This is a genomic window from Methylobacter sp. (genome assembly GCF_030680395.1).
Classification (GTDB): domain Bacteria; phylum Pseudomonadota; class Gammaproteobacteria; order Methylococcales; family Methylomonadaceae; genus Methylobacter_A.
Map to the genome: position 1 here is coordinate 24,880 of NZ_JAUXVR010000008.1, position 15,460 is coordinate 40,339.

Annotated in this window: 12 protein-coding genes; 4 read left to right on the top strand and 8 right to left on the bottom strand. The window is 46.1% G+C overall.

Going from position 1 to position 15,460, the window contains the following annotated elements; all coding sequences use genetic code 11:
- Positions 1–109: 109 nt before the first annotated feature.
- The 7 genes from Q8L79_RS04835 to Q8L79_RS04865 form a co-directional block, all read right to left on the bottom strand.
- The gene (locus Q8L79_RS04835; protein WP_305268474.1) at positions 110–3,142 is read right to left on the bottom strand and encodes a type I restriction endonuclease subunit R; all 3,033 of its coding nucleotides are present in this window, start codon (positions 3,140–3,142) and stop codon (positions 110–112) included.
- Positions 3,139–4,176, bottom strand: coding sequence for a virulence RhuM family protein (locus Q8L79_RS04840; RefSeq protein ID WP_305268476.1), 1,038 nt, complete (start codon positions 4,174–4,176; stop codon positions 3,139–3,141). Before Q8L79_RS04840 ends, Q8L79_RS04835 begins: the two co-directional genes overlap by 4 nt.
- Entirely contained in the window at positions 4,173–5,156 is a 984-nt protein-coding gene (locus Q8L79_RS04845; protein WP_305268478.1) for a hypothetical protein, read from the bottom strand. Before Q8L79_RS04845 ends, Q8L79_RS04840 begins: the two co-directional genes overlap by 4 nt.
- Positions 5,153–6,409, bottom strand: coding sequence for a restriction endonuclease subunit S (locus Q8L79_RS04850; protein ID WP_305268479.1), 1,257 nt, complete (start codon positions 6,407–6,409; stop codon positions 5,153–5,155). Before Q8L79_RS04850 ends, Q8L79_RS04845 begins: the two co-directional genes overlap by 4 nt.
- The gene (locus Q8L79_RS04855; RefSeq protein WP_305268480.1) at positions 6,409–8,220 is read right to left on the bottom strand and encodes a class I SAM-dependent DNA methyltransferase; all 1,812 of its coding nucleotides are present in this window, start codon (positions 8,218–8,220) and stop codon (positions 6,409–6,411) included. The genes Q8L79_RS04850 and Q8L79_RS04855 overlap by 1 nt, the downstream gene beginning before the upstream one ends.
- 245 nt (positions 8,221–8,465) lie before the next feature.
- On the bottom strand, positions 8,466–9,362 hold the full coding sequence (gene ispA, locus Q8L79_RS04860; protein ID WP_305268481.1) for a (2E,6E)-farnesyl diphosphate synthase: 897 nt from the start codon (positions 9,360–9,362) through the stop codon (positions 8,466–8,468).
- Entirely contained in the window at positions 9,355–9,588 is a 234-nt protein-coding gene (locus Q8L79_RS04865) for an exodeoxyribonuclease VII small subunit (protein WP_305268482.1), read from the bottom strand. Before Q8L79_RS04865 ends, ispA begins: the two co-directional genes overlap by 8 nt.
- Positions 9,589–9,727: 139 nt before the next feature.
- Here Q8L79_RS04865 and parE point away from each other — a divergent pair, with 139 nt between their 5' ends.
- Positions 9,728–11,620, top strand: coding sequence for a DNA topoisomerase IV subunit B (gene parE, locus Q8L79_RS04870; RefSeq protein WP_305268484.1), 1,893 nt, complete (start codon positions 9,728–9,730; stop codon positions 11,618–11,620).
- Between the two features lie 238 nt (positions 11,621–11,858).
- On the opposite strand, the gene Q8L79_RS04875 is transcribed toward parE, so the two are convergent.
- A complete protein-coding gene (locus Q8L79_RS04875; RefSeq protein WP_305268486.1) occupies positions 11,859–12,047 on the bottom strand; it encodes a hypothetical protein in 189 nt (62 codons plus the stop codon).
- 255 nt (positions 12,048–12,302) lie between these two features.
- Here Q8L79_RS04875 and uvrC point away from each other — a divergent pair, with 255 nt between their 5' ends.
- The 3 genes from uvrC (at position 12,303) to Q8L79_RS04890 (ending at position 15,391) form a co-directional block, all read left to right on the top strand.
- Positions 12,303–14,144: an excinuclease ABC subunit UvrC gene (gene uvrC / locus Q8L79_RS04880; RefSeq protein ID WP_305268488.1), complete on the top strand. Its 1,842-nt coding sequence runs from the start codon at positions 12,303–12,305 to the stop codon at positions 14,142–14,144.
- Positions 14,134–14,697, top strand: coding sequence for a CDP-diacylglycerol--glycerol-3-phosphate 3-phosphatidyltransferase (gene pgsA / locus Q8L79_RS04885; RefSeq protein ID WP_305268490.1), 564 nt, complete (start codon positions 14,134–14,136; stop codon positions 14,695–14,697). The genes uvrC and pgsA overlap by 11 nt, the downstream gene beginning before the upstream one ends.
- A 94-nt stretch (positions 14,698–14,791) precedes the next feature.
- Positions 14,792–15,391 (top strand): TetR/AcrR family transcriptional regulator, encoded by a 600-nt coding sequence (locus Q8L79_RS04890; protein WP_305268492.1) that lies wholly within the window; start codon positions 14,792–14,794, stop codon positions 15,389–15,391.
- Positions 15,392–15,460: the final 69 nt, after the last annotated feature.

The following is a 15,460-nucleotide window of genomic DNA, read 5'->3' on the forward strand; positions in this document are numbered from 1 at the left end:
TCGCTATGTATCACTTTTGGAGAGGTATGGTAATAAACCGGCAATAACTTTCCGTGATTTCTTATCGGAAAATGTTGTTTTTAAAGGGCGGACAGGATTATGTGCGTTGTTACGCTTCTTCATTCAACCTTGCATACACTTTCTTCATCATCAATTCTTTGACCAAACTACCGAACGACTGATTTTCGAGTATCTTTTCAAATATCTCCTGATTCTGATCCATCCGCTCAATCAGCTTGTCAATAAACATCGCTTCAAAGGGGTATTTAAAGGTGTCCAGTTTGTTAACTTTGGCCTGAATCTGAAGGGAGGTATCACCTATCAACTCGGCTTCGATCTGCGCAAAGAAAAGCCGGTCCGCTTCCTCAAACTCGGTGCCGAAGCGGTCGTTTAATACGTCTATGATTTCCGATAAAACCGCTTTCTCTTCCTTGGCGCGTTTGATTCCCGCCTCAGTCAATCCATTCAGCTCACCTTCTTCACCGGTGATTAAATCAATGGAGCCATCTTTGATTTTTTGCAGGCGGTAATATTCCATCGCCACTTCATCCGTTAACTTCATGCTCTCGGCGAAGTCGCGCTTGGGCAGCTTGGTCAGCAGTAGTTTGGCGTAAGCGTAAAACTTTTCAAATTCAGGTTCGCGGAAGGGCATAATTTGGGCAAGGAAGGCATACAGGTTTGTCCATGTACACAGGCTTTTCTTGAATTCTTCTTTTTCATCGTCTGTTTCTATGGCCTTGTAACGGTCAACCGCAGGATCAATAAAACTGTATAGCTGCGCTTGCGTCCTAGCGGTCATTTGCGTGGTCGGATTGAAATAGATTTTAGCCAGCACATCGATTTCCGATCCCAAATAGATCTGCCGTTCATCCAGATTGGCTTTCAAGTCATACAAATGGTTGGGATCAGGTTCTTCGCCAACGGTGGTGATTTCGTAATAAGGCTGGAATGAATCGAGAATGGTTTGCCTGTCATTGACAAAATCCAGCACAAAAGTGTCTTCCTTGCCGGGTGCGGTGCGGTTCAGACGCGAAAGAGTTTGCACAGCCTTAACGCCGGATAACGCCTTATCTACATAGAGGGTGTGCAGTAGAGGTTGGTCAAACCCGGTCTGGTACTTGTCGGCGACGATCAGAATTTTATAGTCATCCTCAGCAAAAACCTGAGGCAATTGTTTTTCGCCAAAACCGGTCAATTGCGGCTCCGTCACCCCGTCCGGGAAGTTGTCATCTACGACCTTGCCGGAAAATGCCACCAGAATTTTAATATTCCGTTCATAGCCTTTTTCTTTGATATAGCGATTGAATTCCTCAAAATAGCGTTTGGCATGCAATCTTGATCCGGTCACCAGCATTGCTTTGGCCCTACCGCCAATCTTGCTAGCCACCACTTGGCGGAAATGCTCAATAATGATTTCAGTCTTTTGTGCCAGATTATGCGGATGCAAAGAGACAAAGCGCCCAATTGCTTGTGCCGCTTTTTTCTTATTGATTTTCGGGTCGTCTTCAATGGCTTTGGACAGTTTGAAGTAAAGCTGATAAGTGGTGTAGTTCTGCAACACATCCAGAATAAAACCTTCCTCAATTGCTTGGCGCATCGAATAAAGGTGAAACGGCTGCGGTTTGCCCTCAGCATCTTGATAGCCGAATACCGCCAAGGTTTTATATTTCGGCGTAGCCGTAAAAGCGAAGAAAGATAAGTTGGATTGCCGGCCACGAGCTGCGGCAGAACGTTCCACATATTGGTTCACCAGCTCCTGCGCATCAACCACTTCACCGTCATCATTGTCGTATTCGGGGTAAGGCTCATTGACTTCCGGAGACGCATCGTCGCTGTTTCCCGGCATATCCCCACTGGCCAGCACCGCCTTCATCTTTTTGCTAGCTTCACCGCCTTGCGAGCTATGGGCTTCATCAATAATCACCGCATATTTGCGGTTAGGCAGCTCACCCACTTTGTCGATCACAAAGGCAAATTTCTGCAAGGTGGTAATAATGATATGGGCGCCGCCGCCGATGGCATTCGCCAATTGCTGCGAATCTTTATCAATGCGCTGAACCACGCCTGATTTATGTTCAAACTGATAAATGGTGTTTTGCAATTGCGAGTCCAGCACCCGCCGGTCTGTTACCACAATCACACTATCAAAGATGCGCTGATCTTGTGCATCGTGCAGACCGGACAAACGATAAGCGAGCCAGGCAATGGAGTTGCTTTTGCCTGACCCTGCCGAATGTTGCACCAGATAGTTATGCCCGGCACCGTGGTTTTGCGCATCGGCAGTAATCTTGCGCACGACATCCAACTGATGAAAACGAGGGAAAATCAACTTTTCTTTCTTGTGGGTGCGGCCTTCAAAGTCGAATTCTTCCACTTGCAGATGAAGAAAGCGCCCGATGATTTCCAGCCAGCTGTCTTTTACCAGCGTTTCCCGCCACAGGTAATCGCTGCGATAGCCTGCGGGGTTTGGCGAATTGCCAGCGCCAAAGTTATAGCCTTTGTTGAAGGGCAGCCAATAAGTCTTGCCGCCGTCGATGCGGGTGGTCATGTAGACCTCTTCATCATCCACGGCAAAATGCACCAAGGCGCGTTTTTTAAATGCAAACAACAGCTCTTTGTTGTCGCGGGTGGCGGCATACTGCTTTTTGGCATGAGCCGTGTTTTGTCCGGTAAAGCGGTTTTTCAGCTCCAGCGTCGCCACCGGCAAGCCGTTCAGCGACAAAACTAAATCCACTGAATTGGTGTTCTTCTTACTGTAATAAACTTGGCGAATCACCTTGAGCCGGTTTTGCCCATACAACGCAAGGGTATCCGGGTTCAAGCCCGATTCCGGCTTAAAAAATGCCATCTTAAAGCGCACGCCGTAATCCACAATGCCGTTGCGAATCACGTCCAGTGCACCACGTAAGTCCATCTCTTTATATAATCGTTGGATAAGTCGATTTTCTACATCGTCACCATGAATGGCGGCAAGTTTGTCCCATTGCTTGGACTGGCTGTCGCGTAAAAAATGCAAGACTTCGGCTTTGAACATGCCTAGTTCAGGGCTATAGTCGCTGGCATTGCCTTCGGTATAGCCGCCTGTTTGTAGCAAGGATTCAATAATCGCCGTCTCGAAGGTGTTTTCTGATGTGATGTTCACTTTGAATCCTTACTGTCCGTATGTTTGCTTTTTGGTAGCTGCTTTATGATCTTTTCAAAAGCGCCATCCTGCTGGTCTGAATGCTGTATCCGCAATTGATGAAACTTGTCATATTCCTGTTCGGCGATCTGTTTGGCAAGTTGCTGAGAGACTTTTCCTGCATGGGTTAAGATTTCGCGATCATTCAGCCCTAAAAAACCATCCAACTTTTTGATCCAATCCTGCATAGTCATTGGGATACGACGCATTGCCTGGCCTTCGGCAAACACAAGATATTGTTCTACCAGATTATTCAGTGCCGACAGTTCGTTTTCGTCCAGATAGTTTTTGGCAATCACCACATCTTGCTTGCGAACTTTTTCGCCGCGAAAATTGGTTAGCCCCATATTTAGTGACTCGGCATTGGCTCGCGCTTTAATAATTTCGGCTGCCGTCTGTCCGGTAATCGCCCAATGCAACTTGTTTTGTACCGCTTTAAAGAAAGTAATACTGGCATCCAGAGTGGGGTCATAATCCACGCTGGTCGCGTAAATATCGGTGATCTTTTGGTAAAAACGCTTTTCAGCGGTACGAATATCCTGAATGCGTTTAAGCAGCTCATCAAAATAATCAAACGGCTGATCCGGGTTCTTTAGACGTTCATCATCCAGCACAAAGCCTTTGATGATGTATTCCTGCAAGCGTTGCGTCGCCCATATACGAAATTTGGTTGCGACATGGCTTTTTACTCGATAGCCCACAGAAATAATCATATCCAGATTGTAATAATCAAGAGGCCGATTCACCTGTCGTTTGCCTTCTTGGCGAACTGTCAAATAATTTTTGACAGTTGCTTCCGGTGCTAACTCTTCTTCTTCGTAAATACGATTAATGTGGTGGCTAATATTCTGTTTACTGGTCTGAAAAAGATCAGCCATTAATTGTTGCGTAAGCCAAACCGTTTCGTCTTCCAGCCGTACCTCAATTTTGGTTTGGCCGCCTTCGGTTTGATAAATGATGAATTGGGAGGCGTTGTGTGGAGTTGGATTACTCATTCAGCTTGCTCCTCCTCGGTATTTTGTTGTTGACGCTCCATAAACTGGCTGTAAGCAATTTGATCGATAATCGCTTTGAGCAGAGATCTGTCCCGTTTACTAAGCCCTGTCTTCAGCTGCCCTTCCGGGTAGCACTTGAGCAAAAAATCCGTATGATCCCCGTACACATCTTTGTCGATAGGTGAGAGCATTTCAGGTAGGGTATCTTCCAATATCTCGCCGGTGTCCGGGTCAACGAATTTCACTGCCGGATTATTCTCCGTGCTGACATCCTTGCCCAAAAAAGTTTTCTTGCCACTGACAGAGGGCCAATACACGCCTAAAAATTCGGTTGCACCGGGCGGATGAATTTTTGCGAGTTGCACCGCGCCATCAATACCGGAATAGGAGGTATCAGGAATCATCTCGATCAATACCTTAAACGGTTCCATATCAAAGCGACGGGATAACGTTTTGCCGGATTTGCTAATCTGATCGACTAGCAGTTCCTGGGATTTCTCCAGCTCATCGCCAATAAAGCAATAAAGCATATCATCGCCATTAGTTTCGTCATGAACGAAAGCACCGGCTTCGTGGTTGTATTCGAGCTTCCAGAGTTTGAATTGATTGGTTTTCCACGACCAGCCGCCAAATAGAAACTGAAAATCGCCCAGCACATTCCTGAATTCTTGTGTGCCGTAATCGGTGATTGAGTGGCAAAGCGAAGTAAATAGCCGCGTTAAATAATCCAGAACCTCAGTAATATCCGTGTGCGAGTTAGACAAGTGTTCGTCAAACTTAATGGAGGTGATCAAATTTAAAATCAGCGGATAAGTACGATTGGTTTCACCGGCAAAACATATTAGGCAATCTTTCCTCGGCAGTTCAAATAACTTAACGCCGGAATGCCAACGCTCGCCACCGGACAGGCAGCTGTCGGTTGCAAAGATTAGCTCTTGCTCTTTATTGATTTCGCGTAGCCAGGCAACACATAAAGTCATAAAGCCATCTCCTTGTCTAACAGATGCGATACCTTGATTTTGCCGGTGACCACTTCGGAAATCAGCGCGGTGCGATACTCTTTTTGCAGCTCGATAATGTGTTGGGTTTTGGCGATTTTAGCATCGACGCGGGCAATTTCGGTTTCTATGAGCTGTACAATAGATTGCTGGTCGCAAATTGACGGTAAAGGTAAGGGGGTATTTCTTAGAGTGTGGAGAGAAAGATTCTTGATCGTTGTTCCACTGAAGGAGTCTTCAAAATAATTTAAGACATATTGAGTTTGCAACGCGTAGTACAAAAAAAGATTGTAAATTTTTTCTTTTATTTCTATGTAAGCAGCGCTTTTGCCAAAAATAACCTTCTCTCCGTTGTAAATTGCCAAATTCCCTATAGTTCCATTCAACGAGATAAGAATAGAGCCAACGTTTAGATCAATTTTGTATTTCTCATATTCCCCAATTGGAACTGATAGAGTATTCTCTGTAATAGAGATTTTTCGACCAGATAGATTCATCCCATTAATAAAAAATATTCCTGTTCCACTTATATAATTTGGCGTGGTATGGATACCATCACCAATTTTATAAGTCTCATACTTCAACTTCTTAATCTCCCAACCCTCAGGTATTTCGCCAAGCCAGTTGATACCGGTATCTTTGAATGTGACGTTGGGGGCAACACCTTGGGTCACGGCTTGATTGATTATGGCGGTTTTTTCTTCTTGATACAGCTCGATTAATCTTTGTTTTTGGGCAATCAGGGCGTCTATTTCCGCCGTCTTGCGGTCAAGGTAGTTGGCGATGGCGGCTTGTTCATCTTGGGGAGGTAAAAAAATATACTGCTCTTTAATCATTGAAGATGTAATCAATGGTTGAGCATTTTTGTTTGCTAATTTATTCAGATCTAAGGCGGTCATAAAAAACTCAATATACTTGCTATTGCCAGAAGCATACGCGAGCAGAGCGTTATCACTAATCCACTTTTTTCCTGAAATAAATCTAATATTTCCGCATTTCGCACCAACTCTACCAATTACAAAAACATCATCATCATTGTTAAATTCTGTCGTATAGCCAACTAAACCATTTCCGCCATAAACTGGATAATCGCCAAAATCTTTTATCTCTTCTGATTTAATGCCTTCACCGTTGCTTATCGACAAAATATACTTCAGCTTCTTAACCGCCCACTCCTTAGGAATCTCTCCAATCCACTCAACCCCACTGCCTTTATATGATTCGTAGCGTTCCATCAATCCAGCACCTTCTTTTCCAACTCCAAACTACTCGCTTCCAGCGCCAGAATGTCGGCTTTGATCTCGGCCAGTGAACGCAGGGGTTTGAACTCGTAAAAGTATTTGGTGAAGTTGATCTCGAAGCCGGTTTTGGTTTTGCTTTCGTCAACCCAGGCCTCGGGCAGGTGGGGTTTCACCTCTCGCTCAAAATATTCCTCAATGCTTTGCGGGATCAGCTTGCCATCATGGGCTTTCTGTAAAAATGGGATGTTTTCATAATCGCGCAGGCTGCTATCGGCTTTAGGCTTGCCATCGCGGCCCTTGATGATGTTGCCGTTGTCATCTTTGTCCGGCTGCTCTACGGTGACGCGCCAGTAGCCGAAAAATTCGTTGGGCAGGATTTTGACGAATTCGCTTTCTTCAAAATCGCCGTAGAGTTTGGTGATAAAGCCGATGCCTTTGCTTTCGCCGTTTTCGGGGATTTGCTTGCGCTTGTTGCCCAGGGAGCGCGGCATCTTTTCCCAGAAACGGTTGTAGTCACGCTTGCCGGTTTTCATCAGCTCTTCATCTTTGTTGCCGGTGGCATTGATCAGCTGGATTTTGCCTTTGCGCTCGGCGCTTTTGTGGTTGTTGAGTATCCAGATGTAGGTGGAAATGCCGGTATTGTAAAACAGCTGGTCGGGCAGGGCGATAATGGCTTCCAGCCAGTCGTTTTCGATGATCCATTGGCGGATGTTGCTTTCGCCGTTGCCTGCTTGTCCGGTAAACAGCGGCGAGCCGTTGAAGACAATACCGATGCGGCTGCCGCCGTTTTCGCGCGGCTTCATTTTGGCGATCATGTGCTGCAAAAACAGTAAAGAGCCGTCATTGATGCGCGGCAAGCCAGCGCCGAAGCGTCCGGCGTAGCCTAAGTTGGCGTGTTCGTCTGTGATGATTTTCTGGGCTTTTTTCCAGTCCACTCCAAAGGGCGGATTGGAGAGCATGTAATCGAACTTTTCATCCCGAAGCCCGTCCACGGTAAAGGTGTTGCCGAATTTGATGTTGGCGGGGTTCTGCCCCTTGATCAGCATGTCGGATTTACAAATAGCGTAGGATTCGGGGTTGATCTCCTGTCCGAACACTTCCAGCTTGGCATTGGGGTTAAAGTCTGTCAGGTGGTGTTCACCGACAGAGAGCATGCCGCCGGTGCCGCAGGCCGGGTCGTACAGGGTTTTGACAATACCGGCTTGAGTCAGTGACTGATGGTCGGCATTGAACAATACATTGACCATCAGCTTGATTACTTCTCTGGGCGTGAAGTGCTCCCCGGCTGTCTCGTTGGATTGCTCGGCAAAACGCCGGATCAGGTCTTCAAACACATAGCCCATGTGCATGGTGTCCATGTCAGCCAGATCAATTTCGGCAAATTTTTTCACCACTTGAAACAGGATGTCCGCCTTAGGATCGTCCATGCGTTCGATCTGATCGTCGAAATTAAAATACTCGATAATCTCACGGGCAGAAGCCGAATAGCCGTTGATGTGGTTACGCAGGTTGGCGGCAATGTGGCTGGGGTCGGCCAGCAGCTTGGCAAAATCGAACGGGCTGCGATTGTGAAAATTTGCCCCGGCTATTTTGTTTAAGGTGAGATCTTTGGCGCTATCGGAGAGTTTTTCAACTTTAGGCAGGGTATCCAGTACCTTTTGTTTGTTCGGTGCTAATACGCAATCCAGTCGGCGCAAGACCGTCATCGGCAAAATCACCTTGCCGTAATCGGACTGTCTGTAATCGCCACGTAACAGGTTCGCCACTTCCCATATTAGGTTGGCTTTATCTTTGAAATTGGTCATTTGCTCTCGTGATGGATGATGTTGTTTACACATAACGTAGAGCTGATCTGCGAGCTACGAAGCGCCGATGTAGCGAGTCGAATTGAGCGGCATGTTATGTCTGTTACTGGTTTGCTTCATGCTCATAGGAGTCAAGCATAGAAGCTAATTCTGCTTTGCCATATTATGCGCAAGATCGTCATGCCCGCTTCCCTGTCGGGATGACGATCTTGGAAAAATTGATCATGTAATCTGACAAAATGGGATTAATGATTCCGTTGAATAATATAAAGCGATAAATCCCGCAATAAGTCGGCTTCGTTGCCGAAAATACTCAAGTTGTCCAACGCTTGCTCATGCAGTTCCTGAGCTTTTTGTTTGGCTCCGGCCATACCCAACAGGGCAGGATAGGTGGGTTTGTTGTTATCCTGATCTTTGCCTTGGGTTTTACCCAGTGTTGCGGTATCGCTTTCTTCGTCGAGAATGTCATCCTTAACCTGAAACGATAGGCCTATGCACTTGGCATAATTATCCAGTTTCTTGGCAACATTGAGATCTATATCTGCTTTTGCCAGCGTTGCCATATTGACGCTGGCTCGGATCAATGCGCCGGTTTTATGGATATGCATGTTTTCAAGTTCGGGCAGTGTCAAGCTGGTTCCGACTGATTCCAGATCGATAGCCTGACCGCCAACCATGCCTTGAGAGCCGCTGGCTTTGGTTAACGCAATGATCATTTTCAAACGGCCTTCAGCGGTTGCGGTGATGCTGGGATCATTGGCCAGTATCTCAAAAGCCAAAGCCTGCAGCGCATCGCCGGTTAAAATTGCGGTCGCTTCATCAAAAGCGACATGACAGGTAGCTTTGCCGCGTCTGAGATCGTCATCGTCCATCGCAGGAAGATCGTCATGAATCAAAGAATAAACGTGTATGAATTCGACAGCACAAGCCGGGCCATCCAATGCTTCAGGAGCTATGCCCAGCGTTTTTCCGGTGCAGTAAGTCAGCATCGGGCGCATACGCTTGCCGCCGTCCAGCACGCTGTAGCGCATCGCCCGATGCAGTTTTTGCGGCAGTATGTTCTCGCTGGGCAGGCGAGCATCTAAAGCTCTTTCTACACGGTTTTGACAAAAATCAAGATAGTCTTTTAACGCATTACTCATCGGTAAATGGCTCCAGGGTTTGAGTGCCGTTTTTTTCAATTAGAATTTGAACTTTTTGCTCGGCCTCTTGCAGGGCTTTTTGACAGGTTCGGGTCAGGTTAACCCCGCGTTCAAATGACTTTAACGATTCTTCGAGTGAAATATCGCCTTGTTCAAGCTGGGTAACCAGCTGCTCAAGTTCTGCGAGAGAATCTTCAAATAAAGTCGTGGTTTTCTTTTTCGGCATGAGATAAAAATATTTTTAATGATACGATGTATAAACGAAGGTGCAAGGTTAAAGACAAGTGCAAGGTTTTTTCGCCTTGTACCTTTAACCTTGCGCCTTTGTATTATATATGAAATTGAATTGTGAGTGATCAGGAAGTATGAGTAACGAATATAACGCGGCGGCAATAGAAGTTTTAAGTGGATTGGAGCCGGTCCGAAAGCGTCCCGGCATGTACACGGACACTACCCGACCTAATCATTTGGTACAGGAGGTTGTTGATAACAGCGTTGATGAAGCAATGGCCGGTCATGCTACGACAATTGACGTGGTCTTGTATAAAGACGGCTCGGTGCTGGTCAGCGATAATGGTCGGGGGATGCCGGTCGATATACATCCCGAGCAAGGCATCCCCGGTGTTGAAGTGATTTTGACCCAACTGCATGCGGGCGGAAAGTTTTCCAATAAAAATTACCAGTTTTCCGGCGGTTTGCATGGTGTCGGCGTCTCTGTCGTTAATGCCTTGTCGGTAAAGCTGGAAGTGGAAGTCAAAAGGAATGGCAAGGTTTACCGGATGGATTATGCCGATGGTGAAAAACAGACTGAATTGATGGAGACCGGCACGGTCGGCAAGAATAATATCGGAACGGCTATCCGGTTCTGGCCGAATGAAAAATATTTCGATTCCAATAAAATATCGGTTTTAAAACTTAAGCACGTGTTGCGCGCCAAGGCGGTTTTGTGCCCGGGATTGAAGATTTCCCTGAAAGTCGATCAAACCGACGAAGAGTATTTCTGGTGTTATCAGAACGGCCTCAAGGAATATTTGCTCGACCGCATCGGCGATATTGACTATTGCCCTGAGCAACCGTTTATGGGCAATATGGCAGCTAATCATGAAGCCGTTGAATGGGGCATCGTCTGGGCGATTGAAAATCCGGCGGAAGTGCTGGCCGAAAGTTACGTGAATCTGGTGCCGACTGCGCAAGGCGGAACCCACGTCAATGGTTTGCGGGCAGGATTGACCGAAGCGATGCGCGAGTTTTGCGACATCAGGAACATCTTGCCGCGCGGCGTTAAAGTTGCTCCGGAAGATGTCTGGGAAAACTGTCATTTTGTGCTGTCGGTCAAATTGGAAGATCCGCAGTTTTCAGGGCAAACCAAGGAACGGCTCAGTTCCCGAGAATGCGTGGCCTTTGTGTCCGGCGTGGCTAAAGACAGCTTTAGTTTGTGGTTAAACCAGAATCCTGCCGAAGGCGAGAAAATTGCCGAAATCATTATTTCCAGTGCGCAAAAGCGGCTGCGATCCAATAAGAAAATCATCCGTAAAAAAATCACCTCAGGCCCGGCATTACCGGGCAAGTTGGCCGACTGTTCTGCGCAAGATATAGCCCGGACTGAATTGTTCCTGGTCGAAGGGGATTCGGCCGGTGGTTCGGCCAAACAGGCGCGGGAACGTGATTTTCAGGCGATTATGCCGTTGCGCGGAAAAATTTTGAATACCTGGGAAGTTGAGTCCAATCAGGTGATGGCGTCACAGGAAGTCCATGATATTGCCGTTGCTCTGGGCATAGAGCCGGGTTCTTCCGATTTGCAGAACCTGCGTTACGGCAAGGTGTGTATTCTGGCTGATGCCGATTCTGACGGCAATCATATCGCCACGCTGATCTGCGCCTTGTTTTATCAGCATTTCAATGCGTTGGTGGTTGCCGGTCATGTCTTTGTCGCGATGCCGCCCTTGTACCGGATCGATGTCGGCAAACGGGTGTTTTACGCGCTGGATGAGGCCGAACGCCAAGGTGTGCTGGATCGTATTGCCGCCGAAAAGCTTAAAGGCCAGATCAATGTGCAACGCTTTAAAGGTCTGGGCGAGATGAACCCAAGCCAGCTTCGGGAAACCACCATGAATCCGGACACCCGCAGACTGGTACAGCTAACGGTAGCCGAAGATGACGATACCAACGGTCAGCTTGATTTATTGTTGGCTAAAAAACGATCGCAAGACAGGAAAGTGTGGCTGGAAACCAAGGGGAATCTGGCGGATATAGCTTGATGTAAGGTGTTAAGCAGCTTTTATAAATGCACCGCAAGGTTTTATTTTTCCGTGTCGTGGTGATGAAAATTTCTAAGAAGCTGTTTGTAAGCTCCGAATGCAGGTCAAAGAAGCCAAGGTATTGAGGTTGTCAATTTGTTAAATTGAATTTTGAAGCGATAAACCTTGTTGCTCGCGGCCTTGCCTGATAATTCCAAACAGCTTCTTAGACCCAGGATAAACATCTTACAGATGCAGGTTAAAAGTGAACCATTAAGCAATCGCCCTGATTAGATGAAATAAGGATGATATCCCCATATTCAGGGTGTTGGCTGCACTTGGCGGCAAGTATTCCTGCGTGTTCAACTCTTTCAACTTCGTCGTAAATATCATCGGAGATTTCTGCATATTGCTGAACTGTAAGGGGGGTTATCTTTATTTCTTTCATTCAGATAGTCTCCGATAGATTAAATGAAAATATGGGTATATAGGATGGTTTTGTTCATGCCAAATTATTTAAGATTTGAATTTAACATACAGGAAGGTAAGCAATCCCTTACATCATTAAAAAGCTTGCCTTGGAAGATGATTTTCCTTTAATAAATATTCAATCATGGATTACAATTAATTTTCAATGGTATAAGGAATAATCTTTGCATAAAATGGATCTATCTTGCTGTACCGTATGCTATCAGGATAAAGTGTGAGCCTTGAGTTACCAGAAAACAGTTTTGACATAAAAGCGTTTTTAAAAAACCTGACTACGCGCCCCGGCATTTACAAGATGCTTAATGACCAGGGCGAGATTATTTATATTGGCAAGGCCAAGAATCTTAAAAATCGCGTTTCCAGTTACTTTAAAAAGCAGACCGCTTCGACTAAGCAACACAGGATGGTGACTAAGATTGCGGCCATTGAAGTTACGGTGACGCACACTGAAGGTGAGGCTTTATTGCTGGAATGTCAGCAGATCAAGCGTCATAAACCCCAATACAATATCTGTTTAAGGGATGATAGATCCTATCCCTATATTTTTCTGTCTACTGATCACGATTTCCCCCAGATCACCCTGCACCGTGGCGCAAAGAAGAAAAAGGGAAAATATTTTGGCCCTTATCCAGGCATTGGCGCAATCAAAGAAAGTCTGAAGTTATTGCAACGGATTTTCCCAATCAGGCAGTGTGATGATTCCATTTATAACAACCGTTCTCGCCCTTGCTTGCAACACCAGATAGAGCGTTGTACTGCGCCGTGTGTCGGCTTAATAAATAAAGCCGCTTATGCGAAGGATGTTGACAACACGGTGCTGTTTTTAGAAGGCAAGGGCGGTCTGCTGATTGATCAGTTGATTATTAATATGGAGGAAGCGTCGGCTAAGCTTGAATATGAGCAGGCAGCCGGTTTCAGGGATCAAATCGTAAAATTGCGTTCGGTACTGGAAAAACATTTTGTGCTCGGCGAACGAGGCGATGTCGATATTCTCGCCTGCGCGACCAAGGCCGGTGTGGCCTGCGTACAGGTGTTTTTTATCCGCAACGGGCAGCATTTGGGCAACAAGGTGTTTTTCCCCAAGATAGCTGATGAACACGATCCGGCGGCTATCGTTCAGGCGTTTATTCCGCAATATTATCTGGATAAACAAGTGCCTCATGAATTGATTGTCAGTCATCAACCGGAAGAAGCTGATTTGTTAAAGGAAGTGCTGGCGGTTCAGGCAAAGCATTCGGTGGCTATTTCTCACAATGTCAGGGGCGAGCGTTTAAAGTGGTTGCAAATGACCTGTACTAATGCCGAAAACTCACTGCTGAGTAAGTTATCGGATAAACAGGGGATTTATGCCCGGTTTCTCAGTTTGCAGGAAGAATTGGGCTGCAAGGAACTGCCAAAACGCCTGGAATGCTTTGATATTAGCCATACTCAGGGCGATCAGACCGTTGCGTCCTGTGTGGTTTTTGACCGGGAAGGTCCGGTAAAATCGGCGTATCGGCGGTTTAATATCGAAGGCATAACCGGCGGTGATGATTATGCGGCCATTCATCAGGCGGTATTCAGACGTTTTAAACGGCTGAAACAGGGCGAACATACGGCACCGGATATATTACTCATAGACGGAGGCAAAGGTCAGGTGCATGAAGCGCAAAAGGCATTGGCGGAATTAGACATAAACAATGTTATGATAGTCGGCGTTTCCAAAGGACCGGATAGAAAGCCCGGCATGGAAAAGCTGATACTGGTGGATCAGGAGCAGCCGATAGATATAAGCCCTGGAGCCAGCGGTTTGTTGTTGATTCAGCATATTCGCGATGAAGCGCACCGGTTTGCGATAACAGGACACAGGCAGCGCCGGGGCAAGGCCAAAAGACAATCGGCTATGGAAGCTATTCCGGGATTGGGGCCTAAACGGCGACAGATTTTATTGAAACAATTTGGGGGGCTGCAAGGTATTTCACAGGCTGGTGTGGATGCACTTTGCAGTGTGGATGGCATAAGCCGTCATTTGGCACAACGGATTTACGAACTATTTCATCATCAAGATGATAATTGAATTTAACTTACCGACAAATCTCACGCTGTTAAGAATCGCGTTAATTCCATTAATAACTGCGGTTTTTTATCTGCCTTGGGCCTATTCCAATGTTGCTTGCATGCTGATTTTTTTAGTTGCGGGGATTACAGACTGGCTGGACGGCTATCTTGCCAGGAAAATGAGTTTGGAAACGCCTTTCGGGGCTTTTCTGGATCCTGTGGCGGATAAACTGATGGTGGCCATGGTTTTGGTTCTGATTGTTCAGCAGCAGGCCAGTCCTTATTTGGCTATTCCTGCGGCAATCATTATCGGCAGGGAAATAACCATTGCCTCGCTTAGGGAGTGGATGGCAGAGATCGGTCAGCGGGCCCAGGTTAAAGTATCCCAATTAGGTAAATGGAAAACTACGGCACAAATGCTGGCGATCGGCATGTTGTTATATCGCGAAGATCTACTGGGCATACCCATAAATTATTGCGGTTACGGTTTGTTGTACATCGCGGCCATATTGACATTATGGTCGATGATCAATTATTTAAGCGCGGCACTGGCGGTATTGACCGCAAAATAAGTTTTATACTTGTGAGTCTACAACGTGTAGACCATTTGAATTTTCACTCACACACAAATAATACAGCGCATTGAATCAGCTGTGAAAGAAGAACATGGATCAGGAAATAGAAAATATTCAGATAAAATCTGAAGTGCAGGATGAGATATTGCTGGCAGCCTTAAAACTGTTTGTAGAAAAAGGTTATTTCAATACATCATTAATCGATATTAAGGATGGGGTCGGAATAAAAAATACCGGCATAATCTATCAGCACTTTAAAACCAAACAAATGATTGCATCGCAGTTGTATGCAAATATTCTCAACAGCTTGAGCATCTCCATTGATGAAATAAGGTGCAAGAATGAAAAACCATCCGAACAATTACGTGGCATAGTCGATTTGTTATTCAAGCTAACAGATGAGGCGCCGGATGTAATGCGGTTTCTGTTGATTTTGAACGTCAACGAGTTTTTGCCGGAGGCAAAGCCGCTACATGAAACTGCGGCGATCATAAAAATCATCAGGATTATTGAAGCCGGTATTAAAGTAGGCGAAATTCGTAATATTACCCCGCAGTTGGGCTACACCCATTTCTTCGGTGTTATTGATAATACTCTGAGATTGGTGTTGGCCGGATTTCTTGACAGGAAAGCCGACTCATATCAGCCACAGACCTGGCTTACGGCGTGGAATACAATCGTCAAAAAATGATATAGCTTGGCAGTTACATATTTTGTATTTTAAAAAACACGAGGTTTTGTCTCGGCTTTTCTTCGTGGA